Source organism: Pantoea sp. C2G6, assembly GCF_051336815.1.
In the GTDB taxonomy this organism is placed as follows: Bacteria; Pseudomonadota; Gammaproteobacteria; order Enterobacterales; family Enterobacteriaceae; genus Pantoea.
Window position 1 is genome coordinate 172934 of the sequence record NZ_JBGMNJ010000002.1, and the last position, 25025, is coordinate 197958.

The 25025-nt window shown below is 57.4% G+C and carries 25 protein-coding genes and 1 tRNA gene; 12 read left to right on the plus strand and 14 right to left on the minus strand.

The window, feature by feature from the left end:
- Positions 1–120: 120 nt before the first annotated feature.
- Entirely contained in the window at positions 121–1233 is a 1113-nt protein-coding gene (gene ompC, locus ACCW71_RS04255; RefSeq protein WP_436369840.1) for a porin OmpC, read from the plus strand.
- Between the two features lie 17 nt (positions 1234–1250).
- Here the strand turns inward: ompC and ACCW71_RS04260 are convergent, their stop codons facing one another.
- Together ACCW71_RS04260 and ACCW71_RS04265 are read right to left on the minus strand one after the other, a co-directional pair.
- Complete coding sequence (locus ACCW71_RS04260; RefSeq protein ID WP_436369841.1) at positions 1251–1445, minus strand: hypothetical protein; 195 nt, start codon at positions 1443–1445, stop codon at positions 1251–1253.
- A gap of 149 nt (positions 1446–1594) precedes the next feature.
- Positions 1595–1705, minus strand: coding sequence for a response regulator (locus ACCW71_RS04265; RefSeq protein WP_436369842.1), 111 nt, complete (start codon positions 1703–1705; stop codon positions 1595–1597).
- Between the two features lie 167 nt (positions 1706–1872).
- Between ACCW71_RS04265 and apbE the strand changes: the two genes are divergently transcribed.
- The 3 genes from apbE (at position 1873) to ACCW71_RS04280 (ending at position 5315) form a co-directional block, all read left to right on the plus strand.
- On the plus strand, positions 1873–2925 hold the full coding sequence (gene apbE, locus ACCW71_RS04270) for an FAD:protein FMN transferase ApbE (protein ID WP_436369843.1): 1053 nt from the start codon (positions 1873–1875) through the stop codon (positions 2923–2925).
- On the plus strand, positions 2925–3566 hold the full coding sequence (gene alkB, locus ACCW71_RS04275; RefSeq protein WP_436369844.1) for a DNA oxidative demethylase AlkB: 642 nt from the start codon (positions 2925–2927) through the stop codon (positions 3564–3566). Before apbE ends, alkB begins: the two co-directional genes overlap by 1 nt.
- A 96-nt stretch (positions 3567–3662) precedes the next feature.
- On the plus strand, positions 3663–5315 hold the full coding sequence (locus ACCW71_RS04280) for a multidrug ABC transporter permease/ATP-binding protein (RefSeq protein ID WP_436369845.1): 1653 nt from the start codon (positions 3663–3665) through the stop codon (positions 5313–5315).
- Between the two features lie 25 nt (positions 5316–5340).
- Here ACCW71_RS04280 and ACCW71_RS04285 read toward each other — a convergent pair whose 3' ends face one another.
- The 5 genes from ACCW71_RS04285 to ACCW71_RS04305 form a co-directional block, all read right to left on the minus strand.
- Positions 5341–6066 (minus strand): 4'-phosphopantetheinyl transferase family protein, encoded by a 726-nt coding sequence (locus ACCW71_RS04285; protein ID WP_436369846.1) that lies wholly within the window; start codon positions 6064–6066, stop codon positions 5341–5343.
- A gap of 71 nt (positions 6067–6137) precedes the next feature.
- On the minus strand, positions 6138–6341 hold the full coding sequence (locus tag ACCW71_RS04290) for a hypothetical protein (protein WP_436369847.1): 204 nt from the start codon (positions 6339–6341) through the stop codon (positions 6138–6140).
- Between the two features lie 435 nt (positions 6342–6776).
- Positions 6777–6853: transfer RNA gene (locus ACCW71_RS04295), tRNA-Pro, on the minus strand.
- A 73-nt stretch (positions 6854–6926) separates the two neighbouring features.
- A complete protein-coding gene (gene yejM / locus ACCW71_RS04300) occupies positions 6927–8681 on the minus strand; it encodes an LPS biosynthesis-modulating metalloenzyme YejM (RefSeq protein ID WP_436369848.1) in 1755 nt (584 codons plus the stop codon).
- 22 nt (positions 8682–8703) lie between these two features.
- The gene (locus ACCW71_RS04305) at positions 8704–8931 is read right to left on the minus strand and encodes a YejL family protein (protein ID WP_436369849.1); all 228 of its coding nucleotides are present in this window, start codon (positions 8929–8931) and stop codon (positions 8704–8706) included.
- A gap of 158 nt (positions 8932–9089) precedes the next feature.
- On the opposite strand from ACCW71_RS04305, the gene yejK reads away from it, so the two are divergent.
- The gene (yejK, locus tag ACCW71_RS04310) at positions 9090–10094 is read left to right on the plus strand and encodes a nucleoid-associated protein YejK (protein ID WP_436369850.1); all 1005 of its coding nucleotides are present in this window, start codon (positions 9090–9092) and stop codon (positions 10092–10094) included.
- Positions 10095–10207: 113 nt separating this feature from the next.
- Here the strand turns inward: yejK and rplY are convergent, their stop codons facing one another.
- Positions 10208–10492, minus strand: coding sequence for a 50S ribosomal protein L25 (rplY, locus tag ACCW71_RS04315; RefSeq protein ID WP_098052785.1), 285 nt, complete (start codon positions 10490–10492; stop codon positions 10208–10210).
- A 162-nt stretch (positions 10493–10654) separates the two neighbouring features.
- Positions 10655–12409 (minus strand): DEAD/DEAH box helicase, encoded by a 1755-nt coding sequence (locus ACCW71_RS04320; protein WP_436369851.1) that lies wholly within the window; start codon positions 12407–12409, stop codon positions 10655–10657.
- Between the two features lie 155 nt (positions 12410–12564).
- Between ACCW71_RS04320 and rsuA the strand changes: the two genes are divergently transcribed.
- From rsuA to ACCW71_RS04335, 3 genes are all read left to right on the plus strand, one after another.
- The gene (rsuA, locus tag ACCW71_RS04325; RefSeq protein WP_436369852.1) at positions 12565–13284 is read left to right on the plus strand and encodes a 16S rRNA pseudouridine(516) synthase RsuA; all 720 of its coding nucleotides are present in this window, start codon (positions 12565–12567) and stop codon (positions 13282–13284) included.
- A gap of 54 nt (positions 13285–13338) precedes the next feature.
- Positions 13339–14535, plus strand: a complete 1197-nt coding sequence (locus ACCW71_RS04330) for a Bcr/CflA family multidrug efflux MFS transporter (RefSeq protein ID WP_436369853.1) — start codon at positions 13339–13341, stop codon at positions 14533–14535.
- 305 nt (positions 14536–14840) lie between these two features.
- Complete coding sequence (locus tag ACCW71_RS04335) at positions 14841–15161, plus strand: hypothetical protein (protein WP_436369854.1); 321 nt, start codon at positions 14841–14843, stop codon at positions 15159–15161.
- A gap of 84 nt (positions 15162–15245) precedes the next feature.
- Here the strand turns inward: ACCW71_RS04335 and ACCW71_RS04340 are convergent, their stop codons facing one another.
- From ACCW71_RS04340 to yeiP, 5 genes are all read right to left on the minus strand, one after another.
- Positions 15246–16808: a cyclic di-GMP phosphodiesterase gene (locus ACCW71_RS04340; RefSeq protein ID WP_436369855.1), complete on the minus strand. Its 1563-nt coding sequence runs from the start codon at positions 16806–16808 to the stop codon at positions 15246–15248.
- 224 nt (positions 16809–17032) lie between these two features.
- Positions 17033–17608, minus strand: coding sequence for a bifunctional murein DD-endopeptidase/murein LD-carboxypeptidase (gene mepS / locus ACCW71_RS04345; RefSeq protein WP_436369856.1), 576 nt, complete (start codon positions 17606–17608; stop codon positions 17033–17035).
- A 512-nt stretch (positions 17609–18120) separates the two neighbouring features.
- Positions 18121–18828 carry a phosphatase PAP2 family protein gene (locus tag ACCW71_RS04350; RefSeq protein WP_436369857.1) on the minus strand — a complete coding sequence of 236 codons (708 nt, stop codon included), beginning with the start codon at positions 18826–18828 and terminating at the stop codon, positions 18121–18123.
- A 44-nt stretch (positions 18829–18872) separates the two neighbouring features.
- Positions 18873–19841, minus strand: coding sequence for a CobW family GTP-binding protein (locus ACCW71_RS04355; RefSeq protein WP_436369858.1), 969 nt, complete (start codon positions 19839–19841; stop codon positions 18873–18875).
- A 76-nt stretch (positions 19842–19917) separates the two neighbouring features.
- Positions 19918–20490 carry an elongation factor P-like protein YeiP gene (gene yeiP, locus ACCW71_RS04360; RefSeq protein WP_436369859.1) on the minus strand — a complete coding sequence of 191 codons (573 nt, stop codon included), beginning with the start codon at positions 20488–20490 and terminating at the stop codon, positions 19918–19920.
- 164 nt (positions 20491–20654) lie between these two features.
- Between yeiP and ACCW71_RS04365 the strand changes: the two genes are divergently transcribed.
- The 4 genes from ACCW71_RS04365 (at position 20655) to fruA (ending at position 24960) form a co-directional block, all read left to right on the plus strand.
- A complete protein-coding gene (locus ACCW71_RS04365; RefSeq protein ID WP_436369860.1) occupies positions 20655–20909 on the plus strand; it encodes a YkgJ family cysteine cluster protein in 255 nt (84 codons plus the stop codon).
- A gap of 271 nt (positions 20910–21180) precedes the next feature.
- Positions 21181–22311, plus strand: a complete 1131-nt coding sequence (fruB, locus tag ACCW71_RS04370) for a fused PTS fructose transporter subunit IIA/HPr protein (protein ID WP_436369861.1) — start codon at positions 21181–21183, stop codon at positions 22309–22311.
- Positions 22308–23246 (plus strand): 1-phosphofructokinase, encoded by a 939-nt coding sequence (gene fruK / locus ACCW71_RS04375; RefSeq protein WP_436369862.1) that lies wholly within the window; start codon positions 22308–22310, stop codon positions 23244–23246. Before fruB ends, fruK begins: the two co-directional genes overlap by 4 nt.
- Before the next feature lie 16 nt (positions 23247–23262).
- Positions 23263–24960, plus strand: a complete 1698-nt coding sequence (gene fruA, locus ACCW71_RS04380) for a PTS fructose transporter subunit IIBC (protein WP_436369863.1) — start codon at positions 23263–23265, stop codon at positions 24958–24960.
- The last annotated feature ends 65 nt before the right edge of the window (positions 24961–25025 follow it).

Consider the following 25025-nt stretch of genomic DNA (forward strand, 5'->3'; position numbering starts at 1 on the left):
TAGTAGCATTTTCTGGGTGGATTATTGCCCGCCATATAATAACAATGGCCTGCCGACTGAATTTTAAGCATTCAGTTCGCAGTGGCAAATAATAAAAGGCACACAACAGAGGGTAATAACATGAAACGTCGCGTTCTCTCCCTGGTGATCCCTGCAATGCTGGCGGCAGCAGGATCAGCAAGCGCAGCTGAGATCTACAACAAAGACGGCAACAAATTAGACCTGTTCGGCAAAGTCGATGGTCTGCACTATTTCTCTGACAACGATAGCTCAGATGGCGACCAGTCCTACGTGCGTTTTGGCTTCAAGGGCGAAACCGAAATCAGCGACCAGCTGACCGGCTACGGCCAGTGGGAGTATCAGGCGGCGCTGAACAACGCCGAGTCTGAAGGCACCGCGAACAGCTTTACCCGTGTGGGCTTTGCTGGCGTGAAATTTGGTGATGCGGGTTCATTCGACTACGGTCGTAACTACGGCGTGGCCTACGACATCGGCGCATGGACCGACGTGCTGCCGGAGTTCGGTGGCGATACCTATGGCGCGGATAACTTTATGTTCCAGCGCGGCAACGGCATGGCGACCTACCGTAACAACAACTTCTTCGGCCAGGTAGAGGGCTGGAACTTTGCGGTGCAGTATCAGGGTAAAAACGGCAACAACACCGAATCCGCCAATGGCCGTGACGTACTGGGTCAGAACGGTGACGGCTGGGGTCTGAGCACCACTTATGATCTGGGTTCAGGCTTTGGCATCGGTGCGGCGGCTTTCCAGTCTGATCGTACCAACGATCAGAACGGCGCGGTTGCTGGCGTGCTGGGACGTGGCGATAAAGCAGAAGCCTATACCGGCGGTCTGAAATATGACGCGAACAACATCTACCTGGCGGCGATGTATTCACGTGCCTATAACGCGACCCGTTTTGGTAGCCGCGATGCCTCTGCCTTTGGTTATGCGGATAAAGCGGATAACTGGGAACTGGTTGCGCAGTATCAGTTCGACTTCGGCCTGCGTCCTTCTCTGGCCTATGTCACCTCACGCGGCACCGATGTGCAGAACTGGGGCAAACAGAACCTGAAAAAGTATATCGACGTTGGCGCGACTTACTACTTCAACAAAAACATGTCCACCTATGTTGATTACCAGATCAACCTGCTGGACGACAACGCCTTCACCGACGCCGCCGGTATCAATACCGACGACGTAGTGGCTCTGGGACTGGTTTACCAGTTCTGACGGGTCAGGGAGCGCGGCTACGGCTGCGCTCCTGCCTGCGGTTTCGCGCTGACCTCTTCAGCGCTTCGCCATTTCTTCGCCTGCGGCGCGGTTGTCACTGACGACACCACACTGCCAAATCGTGCCCCTTCAAATGCCACCCCTGCCAGGGTGAACGCTGAAAAGCTCAGCCAGTGCTGCCAGGCTGACTGCCACATCGTGGAATTTTTCATTCTGCACCTCCCGGAGATAAACACCGTTTCAACAGTGCAGAATTCATGCCAGCTATACCGCTCTCACAGCCACAGACTTTACGCCCGCTTTGGTACACTTTGCGCGCCTACCCGGATCGGGCTGCCCCATTCCGGTGCAGGCGTGCCGGTTAATGGCGCGGCCGTGAGAGAGTCATGTGACGCAGACGGCGCTGATGCCAGACTTTATAGCTACTGAAGATAAACAGACCCAGGGCGATGGCCAGAATCGCGTAAATCATCTGCTGCTCCTTAATTGGTTAAAAGGTTGTCGCCGGACTAAAGGCGAAGAGAGAGTCGATAGTCGTGAATACTGTCGTGATTCAGGAAAAGATTCAACTCTCTTTAAGTCTCTTTACCCGAAGTTTATGCTTTGTAGCAGAATTGAATAATGGGTTACAAGTGAGGAATGATGCGTTCTCAGATTAATCTGCTGTTTATAATAATTTTAACGTTTTTGTTAGCAGCATGTGACAAGCCAGCCGCGACACCCTCAATGGTGCTGGAAGGGAAAACCATGGGCACGGTCTGGCGGGTGAGCCTGGCAGGGGTGGATAGCGCCCGTCACGCGGAGCTACAGCAGCGCATTCAGCAGCAGCTGGACGCTGATGATGCGGAACTCTCTACCTGGAAACCGACCTCGGTCCTGTCGCGCTTCAATCAAAGCCGTGACCTGACGCCGCAGCCGGTAAGTGAAAATATGGCTGATATTGTCACCACCGCGCTGCGGATTGGCAAAAAGACCGGTGGGGCGATGGATATTACCGTCGGACCGCTGGTTAACATCTGGGGCTTTGGTCCGGTAAAACAGCCCGACCATATGCCCGACGCGGCACAGATCGCCGCCGCGCGGGCGCAGACCGGCCTGCAACATCTGCGGGTAGTGCAGGGCGCTGAAGGGCAGTGGCTGCAAAAAGATCTGCCCGACCTCTATGTCGATCTCTCTACCATGGGTGAAGGCTTTGCCACCGATCATCTGGCGCGCCTGATGGAGCAGCTGGGGATTAACAATTATCTGGTCTCGGTGGGCGGGGCGGTGCTGAGTCGCGGCCTCAACGCGCAGCAGCAGCCGTGGCGGGTCGCTATCCAGAAACCCACCGATCGTGAAAATGCGGTGCAGGCGCGTGTCAGCCTCCAGGGGCATGGCATCAGCACCTCCGGCAGCTATCGCAACTATTATGAACTGGATGGCAGACGGATTTCCCATGTGATCGATCCCGCCACCGGACGGCCGATTGAGCATAAGCTGGTCTCCGCCACGGTGATCGCCACCACCGCGCTGGAAGCGGATGGCTGGGACACCGGGCTGATGGTGCTGGGCACGGAAAAAGCTAAAGCGCTGGCGCTCGAACAGCACCTGGCGGTCTATCTGATCAGCAAGCAGGGTGATAAGTTTGTCAGCTGGATGTCGCCGCAGTTTGCCGCATTCCTGATCCCCGCTGAATCTCCCGGAGGCCCCTGATGTTAGATCTCTTTAGTGAAGAACAACCCTGGCAGGAGCCGCTGGCTGAAGGCGCGGTGATCCTGCGGCGTCGTGCCCGCGAGGACGCAGAGACGCTTTACCAGCAGATAATGGCGATTGCGGAACAGAACCCGTTTGCCCATCGCATCACGCCGGGCGGCCATCGCATGTCGGTGGCGATGACCAACTGCGGCGACTTTGGCTGGTCCGTGGATTCACGCGGCTACCACTATCAGCAGCAGGACAATCTGAATGGCCGCAAATGGCCGGCGATGCCGCCGCTGTTCCGCAGCCTGGCGCAGCAGGCGGCAACGGAAGCGGGCTTTCCCGGCTTTAATCCCGATGCCTGTTTACTTAACCGCTACGAGCCGGGGGCAAAGCTGACGCTGCATCAGGATAAAGATGAGAAAGATCTGCGTCAGCCGATCGTTTCGGTGTCGCTGGGCCTGCCGGCGGTCTTTCAGTTTGGCGGCTTTGAACGTGGCGACAGCACGCAGCGGGTGCTGCTGGAACATGGCGATATTGTGGTGTGGGGCGGGCCTTCCCGCCTGCGCTATCACGGTATCCTGCCGCTCAAGGCTGGCATCCATCCGCTGGTGGGAGCCTGGCGCTATAACCTGACCTTTCGCCGCGCCTTTTAACCGGCAGCCGCGGCAGCGGGGCAGTGCGAATAACTATTGCTATCATTTCGCATCCCATTACACTGCATGCTGTTTTTTCGCTGCCGGGTAGCCTGCATGACGTTGTTGAGCGTTGTTTTTCGCCAGTTCCGCTGGCCCTTTATCGCGGTAATCGCGCTGACGCTGTTAAGCGCCGCGCTGGGTATTGGCATGATCGCCTTTATCAACCGTGAAATGATCGTCGCCATTAACAGCTCTTTTGCGGTGCTGCCGCAGTTCCTGTTGCAGCTGGTGCTGCTGATGGCGGTGACGCTGGGCGCCCAGCTGGCGCTGACAATGCTGGGACATCAGTTTGTCTGGCGACTGCGCGGCGAGTTTATCAAACGTATTCTTGATACCCGCGTTGAACGCATCGAGCAGCTTGGCAGTGCGCAGCTGCTGGCGGGACTCACCAGCGACGTGCGGGCGATTACCCTGGCCTTTGTGCGTCTGCCGGAGCTGTTTCAGGGCATTATTATTACTCTTGGCTCCGCCCTCTATCTGGCCTGGCTGTCGCCGAAAATGCTGCTGGTGACCAGCCTCTGGCTGGCTGTCACGCTGGTGGGTGGCTGGATGCTGGTGTCGCGGGTCTATCAGCACATGGCAAAGCTGCGGGAAATTGAAGATAACCTCTATCGCGATTACCAGACGGTGATTGAAGGGCGCAAAGAGCTACAGCTCAACCGCGCACGCGCGCAGCAGGTCTATGACAGCGTCTATCAGGAGGATGCGCGCGCCTGGCGGCACCATATCGTGCGGGCCGACACCTTCCATCTCAGCGCGGTGAACTGGTCAAATATCATGACGCTGGGCGCGATTGGCATGGTCTTTTTTATGGCCAACAGCCTGGGCTGGGCCAATACCGCCGTCGCCGCCACCTTTTCCCTGACGCTGCTATTTTTACGCACGCCGCTGCTCTCCGCGGTCGGCGCGTTACCGACGCTGCTCAGCGCCCAGGTGGCGTTTCGCAAGCTCAACGCTTTTGATCTCGCCCCCTATCAGCCCGAGTTCCACACCGGTTCCGCATCCGCTGAGTGGCAAACCCTGGAACTGCGTGACGTCTGTTTTCATTATGGTGAGAACGGCTTCCAGGTCGGCCCGATTAACCTGACCCTGCGCCGGGGTGAACTGATATTTCTCATCGGCGGCAACGGCAGTGGAAAGTCGACGCTGGCCATGCTGCTGACCGGCCTCTACCAGCCTCAGTCCGGTACGCTGCTGCTGGATGGCAGGCCGATAGCGGCAGCTGAGTTGGATCTGTGGCGCAGTCAATTCTCGGCGGTCTTTACCGACCTGCATCTGTTCGATCGGCTGCTGGGGCGGGGCGGGCAGCCCGCTAATCCGGCGCTGGTGCAGCAGTGGCTGGAAAGGCTGAAGATGCAGGACAAGCTGAAGATTGAGGGCAATAAGGTGCTGAATCTGCGGCTCTCCAAAGGGCAGAGCAAGCGGCTGGCGCTGCTGCTGGCGGTGGCTGAAGAGCGTGACGTGCTGCTGCTGGATGAGTGGGCGGCGGATCAGGACCCCCATTTCCGCCGTATCTTCTATCGTGAACTGCTGCCGTGGTTGCAGCAGGCGGGCAAAACGGTATTTGCCATCAGCCATGACGATCACTACTTCATTCATGCCGACCGGCTGCTGGAGATGCGTGAGGGCAGGTTAACTGAGCTGACCGGCAACGAACGCGATCTCGCCTCGCTCGATTCCGTGCAGCGAACCGATACCGGACTTTAAGCTCAGCGGACAGCGTCCAGTCTCATCAGCCAGATTCATGCCGATGCACGATCCGGGTGATCACCCGGTTCTCGTGCCAGAGATATTCGGCATGCAGCAGGGTTCCCGCCGGGTAATCCGCGCGGAACGGTTGCGTCAGACGCAGGATGGCGCGCTGCTGCGCAGTGTCCACTGAAACCAGCTCCGCCTGATGAAACTCCATCGGCTGATGCAGCCGTGGCCACAGGGCTTTGTAGAGGCTCTCTTTCAGCGAGAACAGCAGGGTCGCGGCGGCGCTGAACCTCATCGGCAACGTCTGTAGCCGCTGCTGCTCCTGCTGGTTCATCAGCATATCCGCCATCTCCTCTGCCGTTCTCTCTGACATCACCTGTTCGACATCCACGCCGAGAGCATAAGGCTGACGACTTACCGTCAGCACCACCAGATCGTTGCTGTGCGACAGCGACGCCTGAACGCCGGCGGGCCAGCAGGGTGAGCGGTCGGGCGCATTGGTCAGGATAAAATCAGCGATCCCCAGTTCGGCCATCACCGACCGCACCAGATAGCGGCTGGCGAGGTACTCGGCGCGCCGTTTGCTGACCACCTGTTGCAGCCGGGGAGGCAGCGGGATGCCCCAGGCGTCAAAAAGCGCGTCATGGTAGTTTTGCGGGTCGAAGTGACTCACCGCCAGCCAGGGCTCGTCGCGGTTCAGCTGCCGGGAAAGGATAAAGCCGCCAGCGACCGGCGGCAGAGGAATGTCGGGATAGCGCATGCAGAGCCATGATTAAAGCGAAAAAGGCATTAAATCAGGCGTTCCGGCTCAGGGCAAGCCAGCTGCGGGGATCAGTCGTTGGGTGGAATGGCAAACGTCTTCAAAGAAACAACAAAATGGTGGTGGCCTTTGCTGATGCGTGCACCACGGTCACACCAGTGACTCGCCAGGCGGAAGAAATCGTCGCTGCCGATGTCATACGCCAGTTCCACTTTGCTAATGCCTGAGTGCAGTAACGCCTCTGCGTCCTTCAGGCTTTTCGCTTTGATCGCCATAAAAATTATCCATCAATTTTTGGGGACTCCAGAGTAAGCAACTTCTGTGACGGTTTTGTTTCAGTTTGATGAAATGGTGGGGCGGGGTGCTGTTTTTGTGAGGCCGATCGACGCTGGCTGCAAGTGTTAACCTGCTGAAAGAATGAATCATGTTACCGGTCGCCGGAAGTTTTCTGATAGTTGAGTAGCCGACAGAGAAAGGGCCACGTCAGACGCGGCCCCGGTGGGTTACTTCTGGTCTGGCGGGGAAGGTTGCTTGTCGCCGGACTCAGGTGCTTCGGTTGGATCGTCTTTTTCGATAAATGTCATGAACTCTCCTGTTATTACCCACGTAAAGTGAAGTATAGGCCGGATTTCGGGAGAGGGGGCAAGAAAAGGGAAGACGGGATGACAGAAATGAAAAAAGCAGCCTTTGCGGGCTGCTTTCAGGGAATTTGGTCGGCACGAGAGGATTTGAACCTCCGACCCCGGACACCCCATGACCGTGCGCTACCAGGCTGCGCTACGTGCCGAACACTGGAGGATTAGTCTACTGGTTCCTGCACTGAATGCAAGATACCGGTCGTCTATTTGCCTGATAATTAATCAGTTAGCGATAAACCGCTTCTCTTCCGTCAACACCTGCAACAGCAGCGTCAGTTCCGGCTTGTGATCTTTCAGCGCATTGCCCTTGGCGTCATAAGCGCGATAGCTGCCGTTATTGTTCAGCACCAGCGTCACCTGCGGCGTAGTAATCACCAGCTTATTCTCTTCGCTGCTCACCACCCACTCATGGCGACGACGCGCCGCGAAAAGATCTTCACCCTGCGAGTAGTTCACCGGATTGGTTCGCACATGCAGCAGACGCTGCATCAGCGTGGTCATCACATCCTGATGATCAGAGAGGCGATCCACCGTTTGTGCCGGCGTATCCGGCCAGTGGATCACTAACGGCACCTGCAAGGTCTGACGGTTGCCCGCGCTGTCAGGATCCCCCTCCAGCGCCAGACCACGCTGCGCGGTAATCACCACCACCGTATTCTTCAGCAGATCGCGCGCCTGAAGTTGGTTAAGCACCGCATGGATCTGCTCATCCACCGCCGGGGCCTGGCGCAGGTAGCTGCGCTGACGCGCTTTCGCATTATCCCCGGTCACGTCCGGGCCGTTCAGGGCAACCCATGAGAACCACGGTGCCTGACTGCCATTCTGCTTATCCAGCCAGTTCTGCCACTGCGCCACGGTACTGGCGTTGGACTGGCTGGTGGTCGCTGGCAGTGAATAATCCGTCAGCAGCGCCTGCCGGTAGAGCGGCGGATTAAAGCCCTCTGAAGAGAACAGACCAAACTGATAGCCCTGGGTGCTGAGCGCGCCGAGCAGTGCCGACGGCGTACGTGACGCCAGAATACCGTTCATATAGCTGGAGGAGATACCGTAGAACAGGCCAAACAGCCCTTTCTCTGGCGTATCACCCGCGCTGTAGTGCTGAGTAAAGCGCACGTTCTCACTGGCAAACTGATTGAGTTCCGGCAGCGCTTTCGCCAGCGTGGCGTTGTTCAGACCATCCACGGTCAGCACCAGCAGGTTATTGCGGGTGCCGGCATCGCGGAAGGTAATGTCGCTCAGCGGATACTCCACCGCCACGGCTTCCGGGTCGCCCTGCTGAATCAATCGGCGCTGATACTCCTGCGCATCCAGCAGGCCATGACGCTCAAGGAAGCGACGGGCCGTCATCGGATAGGAGAGCGGCAGGTTGGCGCGCTGCATGGTAATCGGGCGATAGAAATTGGCATCGGCCCAGATATACATCAGATGGCTGGCAAAGAAGGCACAGATAAACAGCACGGCGATTGGCTTACCAAACGAACGGCGGTTCAGGCTGCGCAGTTTCTGCCAGCTCCAGGTGGCAAACAGCATCTCCACCAGGAAAATCAGCGGCACGCTGATAAACATCAGCTGCCAGTCGCGCGCCATCTCGCTCTGATCGGGGTTGATCACCAGCTCCCACACCACCGGATTGAGGTGCAGATGGAAGCGGCTGAACACCGCGCTGTCGACCATCACCAGCGTCAGCCCGGCGGTAGCCACCACCGCGGATAACACCCGCATCAGCCGTTGCGACATCACCACAAAGGTCAGCGGGAAGATAATCAGCAGATAGGCGGCAAAAACGATAAAACTGAAGTGGCCAACCCAGCTGGTATAGGCGTAGATGCGCCCCGCCAGCGAAGAAGGCCAGTCGGCGACCAACAGGTAGCGACTGCCTAAAATCAGCGCGAAGAAGATGTTAAACAGAGCAAACCAGTGCCCCCAGCTAATCATCTGGGAGACTTTTTCGCGGTAGCGCTGCCGGTTGGTTACCATATTATGAAATCAAATCAGCAAATTAATGGGCGTTATCGTCACGCACCGACGCCTGGAGGGCATCGGCAAAAGAACGGGCCAGGGAGCGACGCTGCGCCGGAGCGACATCGCTATTGATTAAGTTAGTCACCATATTTCCCAGTACCATCAGGGAGAGATCGGTGGGGGCTTTGTCCTTGTGCAGGACCTGGGCCATTTCCGCGAGGAGTTGTTCCACGCGTTCGTCACTGTAACGGGATGATTGTGCCATATCGTCGTCTGAGCTCATTTCAAAAGGCGATATATTACCGGAACAGCGCGCTTTTTTCTGCAAATTTATCGAAAGCGCACCGTTCGCCCCCTGCATGGTGTTGAAAGCCGATGCTGGCGGTGTTTGAATACGCGCCTGTGCTAAAAGGAGAGTCTACCATGAGTCTGGATATCGACCAGATTGCCCTGCATCAGTTAATTAAACGCGATGAAAACCAGCTGGAACTGGCGCTGCGAGATTCGCTGCTGCCCGCCACCAACACGGTCAGCGCGATGGTGGAGGAGTTACACCGGGTCTACAGTGCGAAAAGCAAAGCCTACGGCCTGTTTAACGCCGGGAGTGAACTGGCCGACGCGCTGCGTAATTGTCGCCAGGGCAACGATGATTTTCTGGCATTTAGCCGGGCTGCCACCGGTCGTCTGCGCGACGAGCTGGCAAAATATCCGTTCGCTGAAGGCGGCGTGGTGCTGTTTATTCACTATCGCTATTTGGCGGTGGAGTATCTGATGATTGCCGTGCTGAACAGCCAGTCCAGTATGCGCGTCAATGAGCAGATGGACATCAGCAGCACCCACTATCTGGACATCAATCATGCCGACATCGTGGCGCGCATCGATTTAACGGAGTGGGAAACCAACCCAGAGTCGACCCGCTATCTCACCTTCCTGCGTGGTCGCGTCGGGCGTAAAGTGGCTGACTTCTTTATGGATTTCCTCGGTGCCGAAGTGGGCCTGGACACCAAAGCGCAGAACCGCGGGCTGTTGCAGGCGGTGGATGACTACTGTAGCGAGTCCGATCTGGATAAGCAGGAGCGACAGAACTATCGCCAGCAGGTTTACAGCTACTGCAACGAGCAGTTGCAGGCGGGCGAGGAGATTACGCTGGAGGAGCTGTCAGGCGAGCTGCCGCCGCTGGGTGAAAAGAGTTTCCAGGCCTTTACCCAGGAGCAGGGGTATGAGCTGGAAGAGAGCTTCCCGGCCGATCGCAGCACGCTGCGTCAGCTGACCAAATTTGCCGGCAGCGGCGGGGGACTCACCCTCAACTTCGATGCGATGCTGCTCGGCGAGCGCATCTTCTGGGACCCGGCCACTGACACCCTGACCATCAAAGGCACGCCGCCGAACCTGCGCGATCAGCTTCAGCGTCGCACCGGCAGCAAATAAAAAAACCGGGCCTGGCCCGGTTTTTTAGTGCGCGTTGCTCACTGGCAGGCGCGCAGCAAAATAAAAGGGCCGGTTTCGCAACCGGCCCTTCTACATTTCAACGTAATTCGCGATTAAGCGCGAACGAAGTCGATGTGAAACAGTTTTGGCTTGAACGGGTGACGCTGAACAGCCTGAACTTTCACTTTGGTTTCTTTACCGTCAACTGACAGGGTCAGCACTTCGTCGTAGAAACCTGGCTTAGCTTGCAGGTTCATTACGGAGTCGTGATCCAGGTCGATGGCAACAGCCGCTTCAGAACCACCGTAGATGATGGCCGGGAAACGGTTTGCTGTACGCAGGCGGCGGCTCGCACCCTTACCCTGCTCTTTACGTTCTACTGCATTGATAGTGAACATTAATACGTCTCTTTATTTAATTCCTGCTACAGGCGACCCAGTAACAGGCAGGTTATTCAATACCGCTGATGCACATGCAAAAGCGGGCGGCAGTATAGCCGTTATGCCAATGGGTAGCAAACGATATACCCGTCTGCCTACCGCGCATTGCCTTTGTCGCGCTTATCGCAGCTCATTGGCGCGGCGATAGCGGCCCTGATAATCAAACATCTTCTCGCGGATTTGCCAGAACTGGCCTTTGGCCCGCGCCACCACAAAGTCGGGGTGGCGCAGCAGGGGTTGCAGCGCCACAACGTCCGCGGCGGTCTGCCAGCCGAGCGGTACGCCAGGCGCGCGCTGATGCGGTCGCATAAACAGCTGTTCAAAGGCTTTGCGCTGGGCCGGCGTCTGGAGCCGGAACCGTTCGCTGACGCTGGTGCCGTCCTCATCGTAATAGGTGGCTTTCAGCCACTCGCCTTTGGCGTCACGACCCTGTTCCAGCGTCATGCCACCGCAGCGCAGCACCAGCGCATCCTTGAGTTTCAGGGCCGCTTTCAGCATATCGTCGGGGTCGACCAGAATTTTGTCGCACTGGTGACAGCGCCGGGCGGCAATATCATTTTCCGCGCCGCAGTCGGGGCAGCTTTTGAAGCGGAAGCGGTAGTCGCACTGTTCGCGCTCGCCCTCATCATCTTCCAGCACACCCTGGCAGCGCCGGCCAAAATGCTCAATCACCATGCCATCTTCGGTCGCTTTGCCCCAGAAGGTGTTGGCGAATCCGCAGGCGGGGCAGAACACCTGCACCGGCTGATTATCGCTGGCCCCTTTGGGCGCGCCCACTTCCGGGGTAAAGAGATCGTGCGGATTACCGGCGTAGTCGAGGATCAGGCAGCTGGTTTTACCGGGCGACAGTCGCAGCCCGCGTCCGACGATCTGCTGATAGAGACTCACCGATTCGGTCGGTCGCAGAATAGCGATCAGATCGACGTGCGGCGCGTCGAAGCCGGTGGTCAGCACCGCGACGTTGACCAGAAATTTCAGCTGCTGCGCTTTAAACGCCAGAATCAGGGCATCGCGCTCTCTGGCCGGGGTCTCAGCGGAGACCAGCGCGCTGTTTTCCGGCAGCAGCCGCAGGATCTCCCGCGCATGTTCCACGGTGGAGGCGAAGATCATCACCCCCAGTCGATCTTCGGCGAACTCCACAATCTGCCGGATAATGTGAGGTGTGACGCGCTGCTGCTGCTTCAGCTCACGATCGAGATCGGCTTCGCTGAACAGGCCATTCGCCTGCGCCGTCAGGCGGCTGAAATCATACTGCACCACCGGCATATCCAGCCGTTCCGGCTCCACCAGAAACTGATGCTTGATCATGTAACGCAGTGGCAGCTCATAGATACAGTCGCGGAACAGCGACTTTTCATCGCCGCGCACCATGCCATGATAGTGAAACTGGTAAATCCAGCCTTTACCGAGGCGGAAGGGCGTGGCGGTCAGCCCCAGCAGACGCAGCTGCGGATTGTGCTGGCGCAGATGGTTGAAGATCTGCTGATACTGGCTCTCTTTATCATCGCCGATGCGATGACACTCATCGACAATCACCAGCGAAAAGGCGCTGTCGAACTGGTCGAGATTCCGCGCCACCGACTGCACGCTGCCAAACACCACTTTGCGCTGGCTCTCTTTGCGCTGTAAACCGGCGGCAAAAATATCCGCCTCCAGCCCGTACGCCTGATATTTGCTGTGGTTCTGCGCCACCAGCTCCTTGACGTGCGCCAGCACCAGCACCCGGCCACGCGCCAGCCGTGCCAGCTCGGCGATCACCAGACTCTTGCCGGCACCGGTCGGCAGCACAATAACCGCAGGCTCCTGATGACGACGGAAATGGGCGACGGTGGCGTTAACTGCATCCTGTTGGTAGGGACGTAAGGTAAAAGACATGACGATCACTTTTGCAAAACCGGCGGTAATTATGCCATGAAAGTGCGGTAAACGCGCTGTCAGGCTGGCGCGGATCACGTTATACTTCCCGCACATTTTCAACGGTTAACCAGGCCGTTTCAGATTCCCTCCGCAGTAACAGGCAAAACGAATTCATGCGACTCGACAAATTCATCTCTCAGCAACTGGAAGTCAGCCGTGCCATCGCCCACCGCGAGATCCGCGGTCAGCGTGTCACCGTCAACGGCGAAGTGGTGCGCGATACCGCGTTTAAACTGCTGCCCGACCACGAAGTGGTCTATGACGGTAACGTGCTGCATATGCAGACCGGTCCCCGCTACTTTATGCTGAACAAACCGCAGGGCTACGTCTGCTCAACCGACGATCCCGACCATCCCACCATCATCTATTTCATCGAAGAGCCGATGGCGTTCAAACTGCACGCGGCGGGGCGTCTCGACATTGACACCACCGGCCTGGTGCTGCTGACCGATGATGGCCAGTGGTCACACCGCATTACCTCGCCTCGTCATCACTGCGAGAAAACCTACCGGGTGACGCTGGAGTCGCCGGTTAGCGAGGAGACGGCCGCGCAGTTCACCGCGGGCGTACAGCTGCATAATGAGAAGAGCCTGACCAAACCGGCGCAGCTGGAGGTGATTACCCCGACTGAAGTGCTGCTCACCCTGAGCGAAGGGCGGTATCACCAGGTGAAACGGATGTTTGCGGCGGTAGGGAATCGGGTGACTGAACTGCATCGCGAGCGGATTGGCGACATCGTGCTGGACGCCGATCTGGAACCGGGTGAATACCGGCCGCTGACCGAAGAGGAGATCGCCAGTATCGGTCTGCCTAAAGAGCTACAGGCAAAATAAACCGCCACGCCAGCGGTAGCGGTCTGGTCTGCAATCACAACGGCAGGAGAAAGAGTGCGTAAGGAAAAGAATTCGCCGATAGGGTTAGTGGTGATCCTCGGTCTGTTAGCCATGCTGATGCCGCTGTCGATTGACATGTATCTGCCGGCGATGCCGCAGATTGCGCGGGAATTTGGCGTCTCTGCCGGTAGTGTGCAGATGACGCTTAACCTCTATATTCTCGGTTTCGCGATAGGTCAGCTGGTCTACGGGCCGCTGGCCGACAGCTACGGCCGCAAGCCGGTGATTGCGCTCGGCACGCTGATCTTCGCGGTCGCGGCGGCGGCCTGCGCGCTCTCCCAGTCGATCGACCAGCTGATTACCATGCGCTTCCTGCACGGGCTGTCGGCTGCCGCAGCCAGTGTGGTGATCAATGCACTGATGCGTGACAGTTACTCGAAAGAGGACTTCTCGCGCATGATGTCCTTTGTGATGCTGATCACCACCATTGCCCCGCTGCTGGCCCCGATCATCGGCGGCTGGCTGCTGTTGATCTGGAACTGGCACGCCATTTTCTGGGCGCTATCGGCGGCGGCGATTGTCACCACGCTGCTGGTGACCACCCAGATCCGCGAAACCCTGAAGCCGGAGCAGCGACAGCGCTTTCACCTGCGCACCACGCTGGGCAATTTCGTGACGCTGTTCCGTCACAAACGCGCCTTCAGCTACATGCTGTCGAGCGGCTTCTCCTTCGCCGGACTTTTCACCTTTCTCAATGCCGGCCCGTTTGTCTACATCGAGCTGAACCACGTGTCGCCGCAGAACTTTGGTTACTACTTTGGCCTCAACGTGGTGTTTCTGTTTTTGCTGACGCTGCTCAACAGCCGGGCCGTACGGCGTTTTGGCCCGGTGGCGATGTTCCGGCTGGGTCTGCTGATCCAGTTCTGTATGGGGATCTGGCTGCTGCTGGTCAGCGCCTTGAACCTCGGCTTTTTACCGCTGGTAATGGGCGTGGCGCTGTTTATCGGCTGCGTATCGATGGTTTCGTCAAATGCGATGGCGGTGATCCTGGATGAGTTTCCTCATATGGCAGGCACGGCGTCATCCCTGGCGGGCACGCTGCGTTTTGGCGTCGGGGCGCTGGTCGGCGCGCTGCTGTCGCTGGTGAGTTTTAACAGCGCCTGGCCGATGGTGGCAACCATCGCGCTGTGCGCCACACTCTCTCTTCTGCTGTTTTTCTACGCTTCACGTCCCCGCGCCGCGTCCCGATAACCGGGCGCGCTGCTCTCTCTGCACCTCGCCGCCTGACGGCGAGGTTGCTGCGCTGTTTGTTTCTATAATGTGAAAACTTTTAGATAAAAAAGTAATCATCTTGCATCTAAAATGATTGTTAACAGCGGTTGAACGCGGTACATATAGCCTGAAGTGCGAGGTAAGTCGCAAAAATGCGCTTCGGCGAGCTGCGCAGAGCGGCAGGGTGATACCTGATGCCAGGGGCCCGACGCCCTGAAATCGCGGCATTTTCCCGGTGGCGTATCGCCGGTTGCGACATGAATTCTTCTGGGGATACCTAAACTATGCTGCAACTTTCGATTGTGCATCGTCTGCCACAGCGTTTCCGCTGGACCCGCGATCATCACAGTGCCATCGATAGCGATGACACCACCCCGGATGAGCTGGACTTTATTGCGCTGCGTCTGCTCAGTCATGATGGCATTCCGGCGTGGGAGATCCTGCAACAGCTCAAAGAGGTGCTGGCGGATATTCAGGTTGATTGCACCGTGGCCGAGTGCGAAGGGCAGCCCTGTCTGTTTATCCTGCGGCGTGACGAAAGCGCCACCAACTGCTGTCTGAAAAACCAGGGCGTGGCGATCGCTGAAACTTTTATCGCGGGTTGAGCGACAGCGGTGGCCGCAGAGCGCGGGGATAGCGCGCCGGGAGCGGAAGGAGCCCTCTCCCGGCGGTTTAAGCCCGCTGTTGCATCAGGCGTTGTGCCGCCGGAAATAGTCTATCAGCCTCTCCGGGCGCAGCGGACGGCTGAAAATATAACCCTGTAGATGGGTTACGCCACGATTGACCAGCCAGGCGGCCTGCTCGCCGGTTTCGACTCCTTCCGCCACGCTTTTCAGGTTCAGTTTCTTCGCCAGCTGTAACACGGTATCCAGCACCGGTGAGGTCAGGTTCTCTGTGCCGATACTCTGCACGAAGCCGCGATCGATTTTCAGGTAATCAAAGGCGTAGCGCTCCAGATAGATCAGCGCACTGTGTCCGGTACCAAAATCATCAATCGCAATATGGATCTGCTGCTGATGCAGCCAGTCAAACAGCTCGCCGACATTCTCATCGCGCACCATCGCGCGTTCAGTGATTTCAAACACGTAGTTAAAATGACCGGCGGGCATGGTATCAAGCCAGCGCAGCACATCCTGACGAAAGCCGCTGTCAGCAAGATGCAGCGGCGAGATGTTCAGGCTGAGGCTGGCGTGACGCGGTATGGTGTGGCACAGCAGATGCGCGTCGCGCGCCACCAGCTGAAACAGATGGCGGGTCAGCGGAATAATCAGGTTTTGCGACTCCGCATAGGTAATAAACAGGTCTGGTGCAATCGCTCCCTGGGTCGGATGGGTCCAGCGCAGCAGCGCCTCCATGCCATAAGGCTGACCATCATGCGAAGTGACCAGCGGCTGATACTCTACGTGGAACTCCCCGCGCTTCATCGCCTGAATCAGCTCCCGGCCGGGCCGCCGGACAATCGACAGCAGCAGCCAGCAGCCGCCCGTCACCAGCAGCGACAGCAGCAGGCTGCTCAGCAGAAGGGTCTGATAATCACTGAACGCCAGGGTAGAGCCGTAGAGCACAAACCGCAGCGGATAGCCGGTCAGCGCCAGCTGGCGCAGCGCGGGGGGCAGATGCAGCGTCTCTGTGACGCCTGACTGCCAGCTGGTTAAGGCATCATGATCTGTCACCAGCGCGATGCCGCTAATCTCCGGCCGCGAAGAGGCGAGTAGCTGATAGGGGGCGAGGCTGATATTGAGAGTGGCAAACACGCCGCTCTGGGTGCTGCCCGGATTTTTCACCCACAGCGCCAGCGCCGGGGTATTGGGCTGTAAAGGCGTGCCGCGCATCAGTTGCAGATCGCTCTCGCGGGAGGTATCACTCTGCGGCGCAATGACGCTGAGCGGCAGATTAAAACTGCCGGTGGCCGAGGAGCAGAAGGCGTTACCCTCATTCACCAGCAGGATAGCGCGCAGATTGCCGGCAAAGGCGGCGCGTGAGGTAAGTTCACGATTGATGTCATGGCACGGGGTGCGGGTAAACGGAAGCAGGGGAGTGAGGGTGCTGTTGATCAGGCTGGCGAGCGTTTGCTGTAATGCGTTGCGGCTGTTTTCCAGCAGCTGCTGATGCTGCCGTTCGCGCTGCTGGCAGAGGTGGTAAAGCGATAGCGCGGTGAACAGCAGAAAGAATAAGCCGCCTGCTATCGCACTGTTCCATGCGATTCGACGCGGATAGATTGCGTGACGCCTTAGCGTCCCCGACAGTGGCATGAGGTGTTTCCCCTGATCAAATTATTATTATGTTATTGCACACGACGGCTTCGGTTTAAGCGACCGAGAATATAACGAGATTGCAGAATCTGTCTTGTTATTATTTTGAATTACAATGCTTTTATCTTATATAACCGTAGCCCGCCCGAATAAAAAGCGAAAAAAAACGCTGCGTAAGCAGCGTTTTCATGTTCTCTGGCTGAGAAGGAGATCCAGGACGGCGATCAGGTTGGGTTACGACTCAAAACACGTCGTCCTTCACGGTAACGCTTTTTCCAGTAATCGTCGTTCAGACTGGAGATCATCACCCCACTGCTGGTGGAGGCATGAACGAAATTGTCGTTGCCGAGATAGATACCGACATGACGGCCGGTAGAGCCTGCGCGGAACAGCACCAGGTCGCCGGGACGCAGTTTATTGCGGGTAATCTCTTTGCCGGTGTCCTGCTGCTCAGAGGTTGAACGCGGTAATTCTAAGCCAAACTGATCGCGGAAGGTGCGTTGTACAAAAGCGGAACAATCGATACCGCGTTTGGTATCGCCACCCAGGCGATAGCGCACACCTTTCCAGACGGCGTATTGTTCCATGATGCGCGACTTAACGTCGACGTTACGCACCATTTCTTCAAACTCATCCTGAGACGCCTGAAGTAAAAAACCATTGTGGTTGTTAACTTCATGATTCTCGTTATTGGCGTTTTGACTACCATGGGTACTGCTACAAGCTGAGAGGAGTGTTGCCAGCGCCAGTGCGGGCACGATGCGCAAAATATATCTCAGTATTGGTTGAGACTTGACCATTATTCGGGTTTTCCTTCGATGTCCTTACGACAAGATGTCGCCAGCCAGATGACAAAACAGGGAGATTAATAAGCGAAACAGACTAAGACAATTCCTTAATTACTAAAATGTGTTAATGGACACATTTTAACGGTAAAAAAAACGAATTTTCTGCTGCTGTTGCCTCACTGCGACTGAGGTTAACTGATTACAGACGCCGTTGCGAGTGCTTTTGATCAAATTCTTATAGGTTTTTTTGATGTGAAATCAAACCTTAACACACTGACTACTTTAGAAACAATTATGCTCAAATGATGGAGAGAACAGGCGTGTAAAGGGGCGCTAATTCGGCGCATAGCCTGAAGTTTGGGAATTTTCAGCATAGACAGGGGAGGCGGCGGCTATTTAACCAGTGAGCTGGGTCATAACCTTTTCTTTTACGTGAATCTGGTTAGCAGGCTAATAATCAGAAGGGGTTTTTAATAAGCGCGGAGGGTTCAGAATATCGCCATTAAATCCTCCGCGCTTAACATTTACCTCACGGGCTTATATTTGCCCGGTAATTTGCGATAAAACCAGTTTACCAACAGGTCGCTGGCCGGGGTTAATAACCACCAGCTCAGTCCCACTAATATTACTGAGAGTGAACCGACCGCAATATCGGTAAACCAGTGAGCGCCCGCCATCACCCGTGGCAGCGAGAAAATAACCACAATCGCCGCGGCAATTAAAAAACGGCGGAAACCAAAATAGCGCCAGATAAAGCAGGCGAAGATGATCAGCATCATGCCGTGGTCGCCGGGAAAACTGTCTTTCGACGCATCTTTCGCCGGAATACCGGTTAGCTCACTGACGCGATGCACATTTTCAAAGAAGAGCGTCGGGCTGGAATGCTTCACCGGCAACAGATGGCCGAGCTGGTTAAGGATGACAGCGGTGAACAGCATGGTAATGCCGATCGCCAGCATCCGCCGCCGCGCCTGTGGCGTTTCCTGCCGCCAGATCGACAGATAGAGCAGGCCCATCGCCAGCAGGGAGACGGCATCAAAGCCACGAAAGTTAGTGATAGCCACGATCAGCGCGAACAGCGGATGAGCGACCATCTGATTATTGAAACCGAAGAAAACCGATTTATCGATGCCGAACCAGAAACCATGTTCGGGGGGCAGGTACCATGAAAGAAAAAGGACGACGCCCAGTGCATTAAGCAGCAGGATAGTGACAAGGCGGGTTGCGCGCATAATAAAACTCATTTTTAAAAAAATAACCGCAGACAATAACCGTATTAACGTAAACGGCACTTCAACAGTGCCGATTGTAGTCTATTCCAGTCAGCCTGCTGAGAATGAATGATCTCGATGCGGCTATCAGAAGATGGGAGGGTCTGGCGCTCACTCTGCACCTCTTTTCCCTGGCCGTTAATACGCAATGTGCCTTCCGCGGTGTTCATCACCCCTTTGATGCGATCAACCTCCGCCTGGCGCGCCCACGCCAGCAGTGCCGTCTGGTCGAACAGGGTGTCGCTATCAAACAGCCAGCCACAGGCGCTGTAGCCCTGACCATGATTCAGCGCGCGCCGCCAGCGTGCCTCACCCGCCAGTCGCAGGGTCGCTACGCCGCTGGCTGGCTGGGCAGCGTGATGATGCTGTGGCGTCGGAAGTTCACGAGGCTGATGTGGGGTATCAAGCAGCGACAGCGGGATATTGCCATATTCAGTGGTAATCAGCGGTCGCCCGTCTGAACTCTGCTGTTGCCACTGCGCCAGCCGCTGATGATCCTGCTCACTCCAGCCATCGCGCTTGTTGGCAATAATAATGTCGGCGGCGGCCAGCTGATCGCGGAAGTTTTCATTGGCGAGGATGCGTTCATCAGCCAGCTGGCGCGCATCCAGCAGCGTCAGTGTCGCATTCAGTTGCAGCCAGCTCTGATAGACCGGCGCCGTCAGCATCTGTAATACCTGACGCGGATGCCCGAGGCCGGTTGGCTCAATCAGCAGCCGATCGGGCTGGCTTTTCAGCAGCATGTTCAGCCCGACCTGCATCGGCAGGCCATTGACACAGCAGAGGCAGCCGCCGGGGATCTCCTTTAAGGTGGCACCGCGATCGGCCAGTAGCGCGCCGTCGATCCCGATCTCGCCAAATTCGTTCACCAGCACCGCCCATTTTTCATCCGCTGGCCTGGCCGCCAGCAGATGACATAACAGCGTAGTTTTACCGCTGCCTAAAAAACCGGTGATCAGATTAACCCGCGTCATAAATCTGGCTCCTGTGAGAGAGTGTCAGTGTTTTGTTATATTATAACACCAACATCACCGCGAGCAGCGTGTCAGGTTAGTCAGCACGGCCCATGTAGCGACGTTCGGCAATATGGATACGGATGCGATCGCCATTGCTCAGGTACTCCGGCACCTGAATAGAGAGGCCCGTACTCATTCCGGCCGGTTTCGTCCGGGCGCTGGCGGAGGCCCCTTTAATGCCCGGTGAGGTATCGACAATCTCCATATCCACGGTCTGTGGCAGCTCCAGCGCCAGCAGCTGGCCATCCATCGTCAGCACGTGAATGCCCGGAATGCCACCTTCAGGGATAAACAGCAGCTCTTCTTCTATCTGCTCCTGCTTGAAGGTGTAGGGCGTGTAATCTTCGTCATCCATAAAGATATACTCATCACCATCTATATAGGAGAAGGTGACGCTGCGGCGGCTGAGCTGAATGGCATCGATAATCTCGTCGCCCTTAAAGCGCTCTTCAACCTTCAAACCGGTGCGGACATCGGTAAAGCGCATTTTATACAGGGTGGCGGCACCGCGCGCGCTGGGGCTCTGGACATCAATATCTTTAACCAGCAGCAGTTTGCCGTTATGGGTAACGGCCATCCCTTTTTTGATCTCATTGGCTTTTGGCATTGCTGTTCTCGCTATCTCTGAGAGTGAAGTGCGCGCAACGTTACCCGCGCCGGGGAAAACTGGCAATATGGCGGGTGCGAAATTTTGCGCCAGCGAGCGCCAGACATAGCAATTGCGCGGCCTGGCTGTTATTGTCGCCGCGACTTTTTCTGCCGGAGCGCACGATGCAATGCCGTAGCCAATGCGGTGCCTGTTGTACGGCGCCCTCCATCTCTTCACCGATCCCCGGCATGCCTGAGGGCAAGCCCGCCAACACGCCCTGCGTTCAGCTTGACGATCAGCTGCGCTGTAAGCTGTTTGGTTCCCCTTTGCGTCCCGCGGTCTGTGCCGGTCTGCAACCGGCGCGGAGCATGTGCGGCGAGTCGCGCCAGCAGGCGATGACCTATCTGTTACAGCTTGAAGCTGACACCGCGCCCTGACGCGCTGACGCGGCTGAAATTTTTGCCAGCCTGAAGCTGCCTTACAGCAACAGTGTCAGCACGCTGTCAGCCTGGCGCGGAAAACCAGCACGAAATGTGCGTAACGTCAAAAATCTGCTACGCCGTTTGCGCATTCTCTTGCCTGCTGAAACGCGCTGTACCACAATCCTTGAAACGTTTCAGCGGTGACTGCGCCACCTCTCTTCAACAGTGTGGCGTAATAATTTCCCCACTGGCTGAAACGATTCAATCTCAGCAAGCGAGGAGAATTATGTTCCAGCTCGAATTGCAGGCCATCCATACCGGAGCCAGCGCCCAGAATAAAGAAGAGGCCATTCGTCAGGTAGCCGCCGCGTTAACCGCCGCGGGCAACGTGACGGAAGGCTATGTCAACGGCATGCTGGCGCGTGAGCAGCAGACCTCCACTTTTCTTGGTAACGGCATCGCCATCCCGCACGGCACCACCGACACCCGCGACATGGTGCTGAAAACCGGCGTTCAGGTATTCCAGTTCCCGCAGGGCATCGCCTGGGGCGACGATCAGACTGCCTACGTGGCTATCGGGATTGCCGCGAAATCGGATGAGCATCTGGCGCTGCTGCGTCAGCTGACCCATGTGCTGAGCGATGATTCGATCGCTGAGCAGCTGAAAACCGCCTCTGCTGAAGATCTTCGTGCGCTGCTGATGGGCGAGAAACAAGCCGCTGAATTCAGCTTCGATACCTCATTAATCACCCTGAATGTGGCCGCCAGCGACCTGATCACCTTACAGGCAATGAACGCCGGTCGTCTGCAATCGGCGGGCGTGGTAGACGCGAGTTATGTGGCCGATGTGGTCTCTAACACGCCGCTGAATCTCGGCCAGGGTATCTGGCTCAGCGACAGTAGCCTCGGCAATCTGCGCAGCGGCGTGGCCGTCAGCCGTGCCGAACATCCGTTTGATCATCAGGGTGAAGCGGCGGCGCTGTTAATCAGCGTGGCGGCAACCGATGAACGTCCGCTGGAAGTGCTGGGCTATCTCAGCGCACTGCTGCAACAGGGCAAAGCGGATCGCCTGCTGAAGGCCGATGCCGCCGGTGTTTATGCGCTGCTGACCAGCGAAGTGGATGAGCAGGCGGAAACTCTGACCGCGGAATTCACCATCCGCAACGAACATGGCCTGCATGCCCGTCCGGGCACGGCGCTGGTCAGCGTGATCAAGCAGTTCAACAGCGACATCACCGTGACCAATCTCGACGGCAGCGGTAAACCTGCCAATGGCCGCAGCCTGATGAAAGTGGTCGCGCTGGGTGTGAAAAAAGGCCATCGCCTGCGCTTTACCGCCAGCGGTGACGATGCGCAGCAGGCGCTGAACGCCATTGAAGAAGCAATCACCAGCGGTTTAGGTGAGGGGGCAGCATGAGCAGACGTGTCGCCACCATTACGCTGAACCCGGCGTATGACCTGGTGGGATATACCCCGGAAATCGAACGGGGTGAAGTCAACCTGGTGAAAACCACCGGGCTGCACGCGGCGGGCAAGGGCATTAACGTCGCCAAAGTGCTGAAAGATCTCGGCATTGATGTCACCGTCGGCGGTTTCCTTGGCAAAGAGAACCAGGACGGCTTTCAGCAGCTGTTCAGCGAACTGGGCATTGCGAATCGTTTTCAGGTGGTGCCAGGCCGTACCCGTATTAACGTCAAACTCACCGAGCAGACCGGTGATGTCACCGACCTGAACTTCTCCGGTTTTCAGGTGACGCCGCAGGAGTGGGACCGCTTCACCAGCGACTCCCTGACCTGGCTGGGCCAGTTCGATATGGTCTGCGTCAGCGGCAGCCTGCCAGAGGGTGTGGATCACGACGCCTTTACCCGCTGGATGACCGAACTGCGCACCCACTGCCCATGCATCATTTTTGACAGCAGCCGTGAGGCGCTGGTGGCGGGTCTGAAAGCCGCGCCGTGGCTGGTTAAACCTAACCGCCGTGAACTGGAAATCTGGGCCGGTCGCAAACTGCCCACGTTACAGGACGTGATTGGTGCTGCACACGAGCTGCGCGAACAGGGCATCGCCCATGTCGTGATCTCGCTGGGCGCAGAAGGGGCGTTGTGGGTCAACGCCTCAGGCGAATGGATTGCCAAACCCCCGGTGTGCGAAGTGGTCAGCACCGTGGGAGCCGGAGACTCTATGGTCGGCGGCCTGATCTATGGCCTGTTGATGCGTGAATCCAGCGAACACACGCTGCGTCTTGCGACTGCCGTGGCGGCGATGGCCGTCAGCCAGAGTAACGTTGGCGTTTCCGATCGTACCCAGTTGGCCGCAATGATGGCGCGCGTCGACTTACAACCCGTTAACTGACAGCAGGAGAGCGATAATGAAAACGCTGCTGATAAAAGACCCTACACTGGGACTGGCTTCCGCTTACATGGCGCAACAGCGTCTGGCTGCTGCCGCAGCCGCTGCGGGTCTGACCCTGACTGAGAATCCGGCGGACGCTGAACTGGCGATTGTGCTGGGCAAAAAGGTGCCGGACGATGCGGCACTGAACGGCAAAGCGGTCTGGCTGGGCGATACCCAGCTGGCGCTGCATCAGCCAGAAAATTTCCTGAACCGGGCTAAAGCGGAAGCCAAACCCTGGCAGGCGGCGGCGGTGGCAACACCGGCGGCACCACCGGCGCAGGCTGGCGCGCAGAAACGGGTTGTCGCTGTTACCGCCTGTCCGACCGGCGTGGCGCACACCTTTATGGCCGCCGAGGCGATTCAGGCTGAAGCGACCCGTCGCGGCTGGTGGGTGAAGGTCGAAACCCGCGGTTCAGTGGGTGCCGGTAACGCCATCACCCCGGAAGAGGTGGCCGCCGCCGATCTGGTGATCGTCGCCGCAGATATTGAAGTTGATCTGGCGAAGTTTGCCGGTAAGCCGATGTACCGCACTTCAACCGGCCTGGCGCTGAAGAAAACCGCGCAGGAGCTGGATAAAGCGGTCGCCGAAGCGAAGCCTTATAAAGGCACAACTTCCGGGCAAAGCAGTGACAGCCAGGATGAGAAGAAAGAGAGCGCAGGCGCCTATCGTCACCTGCTGACCGGCGTCTCCTACATGCTGCCGATGGTGGTGGCGGGTGGTCTGAGCATCGCGCTGTCGTTCGCCTTTGGTATCACGGCGTTTAAAGAACCGGGTACGCTGGCCGCTGCGCTGATGCAGATCGGTGGTGGCAGCGCCTTCGCCCTGATGGTGCCGGTGCTGGCGGGCTTTATCGCCTTCTCGATTGCTGACCGTCCGGGTCTGACGCCAGGCCTGATTGGCGGCATGATCGCCACCAGCATCAACGCCGGCTTCTTAGGCGGGATTATCGCGGGCTTCATCGCCGGTTATGCGGCGAAGCTGATCAGCGGCAAGGTTAAACTGCCGCAGAGTATGGAAGCGCTGAAACCGATACTGATTATTCCGCTGTTCGCCAGCCTGATCACCGGTCTGCTGATGATCTACGTGGTGGGTAAACCGGTTGCCGGTATCATGAGCGGCCTGACGCACTGGCTGGCTAACATGGGTACCGCCAATGCGGTGCTGCTGGGTGCGATTCTGGGCGGCATGATGTGTACCGATATGGGTGGTCCGGTGAACAAAGTGGCATACGCCTTTGGTGTTGGCTTACTGAGTTCGCAGACCTATGCGCCGATGGCCGCGATCATGGCGGCCGGTATGGTGCCACCGCTGGCGATGGGTCTGGCGACGCTGGTTGCCCGTCGTAAATTCAACAAAGGTCAGCAGGAAGGCGGCAAAGCGGCACTGGTACTGGGTCTTTGCTTTATCTCTGAAGGTGCGATTCCGTTTGCGGCGCGTGACCCGATGCGTGTTCTGCCCTGCTGCATCATCGGTGGCGCAACCACCGGCGCTATCTCGATGGCAATTGGCGCGAAACTGATGGCACCGCACGGTGGTCTGTTTGTGCTGCTGATCCCTGGCGCGATTACCCCGGTTATCGGCTATCTGATGGCGATTGTGGTGGGTACAGCGATTGCCGGTCTGAGCTATGCGGTACTGAAACGTCCTGAAGAGCAGCTGGCGAAAGCCTGATTTGCTGAAGTAAGAAGTAAGAAAATCAGGGAGCCTGCGGGCTCCCTGATGGCTTTTTCAGGCGG

Excerpts from the sequence above, each read along its gene's own strand:
- yejK (WP_436369850.1), top strand. The coding sequence starts at position 9,090 with ATGAGTCTGGATATCGACCAGATTGCCCTGCATCAGTTAATTAAACGC.
- ACCW71_RS04285 (WP_436369846.1), bottom strand. The coding sequence starts at position 6,066 with ATGCGCTATCCCGACATTCCTCTGCCGCCGGTCGCTGGCGGCTTTATC.
- ACCW71_RS04290 (WP_436369847.1), bottom strand. The coding sequence starts at position 6,341 with ATGGCGATCAAAGCGAAAAGCCTGAAGGACGCAGAGGCGTTACTGCAC.
- ACCW71_RS04340 (WP_436369855.1), bottom strand. The coding sequence starts at position 16,808 with ATGCCACTGTCGGGGACGCTAAGGCGTCACGCAATCTATCCGCGTCGA.
- fruB (WP_436369861.1), top strand. The coding sequence starts at position 21,181 with ATGTTCCAGCTCGAATTGCAGGCCATCCATACCGGAGCCAGCGCCCAG.
- ACCW71_RS04265 (WP_436369842.1), bottom strand. The coding sequence starts at position 1,705 with ATGATTTACGCGATTCTGGCCATCGCCCTGGGTCTGTTTATCTTCAGT.
- fruA (WP_436369863.1), top strand. The coding sequence starts at position 23,263 with ATGAAAACGCTGCTGATAAAAGACCCTACACTGGGACTGGCTTCCGCT.
- rplY (WP_098052785.1), bottom strand. The coding sequence starts at position 10,492 with ATGTTCACTATCAATGCAGTAGAACGTAAAGAGCAGGGTAAGGGTGCG.
- yejM (WP_436369848.1), bottom strand. The coding sequence starts at position 8,681 with ATGGTAACCAACCGGCAGCGCTACCGCGAAAAAGTCTCCCAGATGATT.
- fruK (WP_436369862.1), top strand. The coding sequence starts at position 22,308 with ATGAGCAGACGTGTCGCCACCATTACGCTGAACCCGGCGTATGACCTG.
- rsuA (WP_436369852.1), top strand. The coding sequence starts at position 12,565 with ATGCGACTCGACAAATTCATCTCTCAGCAACTGGAAGTCAGCCGTGCC.
- ACCW71_RS04280 (WP_436369845.1), top strand. The coding sequence starts at position 3,663 with ATGACGTTGTTGAGCGTTGTTTTTCGCCAGTTCCGCTGGCCCTTTATC.
- ACCW71_RS04260 (WP_436369841.1), bottom strand. The coding sequence starts at position 1,445 with ATGAAAAATTCCACGATGTGGCAGTCAGCCTGGCAGCACTGGCTGAGC.
- ACCW71_RS04350 (WP_436369857.1), bottom strand. The coding sequence starts at position 18,828 with ATGCGCGCAACCCGCCTTGTCACTATCCTGCTGCTTAATGCACTGGGC.
- ACCW71_RS04355 (WP_436369858.1), bottom strand. The coding sequence starts at position 19,841 with ATGACGCGGGTTAATCTGATCACCGGTTTTTTAGGCAGCGGTAAAACT.
- mepS (WP_436369856.1), bottom strand. The coding sequence starts at position 17,608 with ATGGTCAAGTCTCAACCAATACTGAGATATATTTTGCGCATCGTGCCC.
- ACCW71_RS04305 (WP_436369849.1), bottom strand. The coding sequence starts at position 8,931 with ATGGCACAATCATCCCGTTACAGTGACGAACGCGTGGAACAACTCCTC.
- alkB (WP_436369844.1), top strand. The coding sequence starts at position 2,925 with ATGTTAGATCTCTTTAGTGAAGAACAACCCTGGCAGGAGCCGCTGGCT.
- ACCW71_RS04335 (WP_436369854.1), top strand. The coding sequence starts at position 14,841 with ATGCTGCAACTTTCGATTGTGCATCGTCTGCCACAGCGTTTCCGCTGG.
- ACCW71_RS04320 (WP_436369851.1), bottom strand. The coding sequence starts at position 12,409 with ATGTCTTTTACCTTACGTCCCTACCAACAGGATGCAGTTAACGCCACC.
- yeiP (WP_436369859.1), bottom strand. The coding sequence starts at position 20,490 with ATGCCAAAAGCCAATGAGATCAAAAAAGGGATGGCCGTTACCCATAAC.
- ompC (WP_436369840.1), top strand. The coding sequence starts at position 121 with ATGAAACGTCGCGTTCTCTCCCTGGTGATCCCTGCAATGCTGGCGGCA.
- apbE (WP_436369843.1), top strand. The coding sequence starts at position 1,873 with ATGATGCGTTCTCAGATTAATCTGCTGTTTATAATAATTTTAACGTTT.
- ACCW71_RS04365 (WP_436369860.1), top strand. The coding sequence starts at position 20,655 with ATGCAATGCCGTAGCCAATGCGGTGCCTGTTGTACGGCGCCCTCCATC.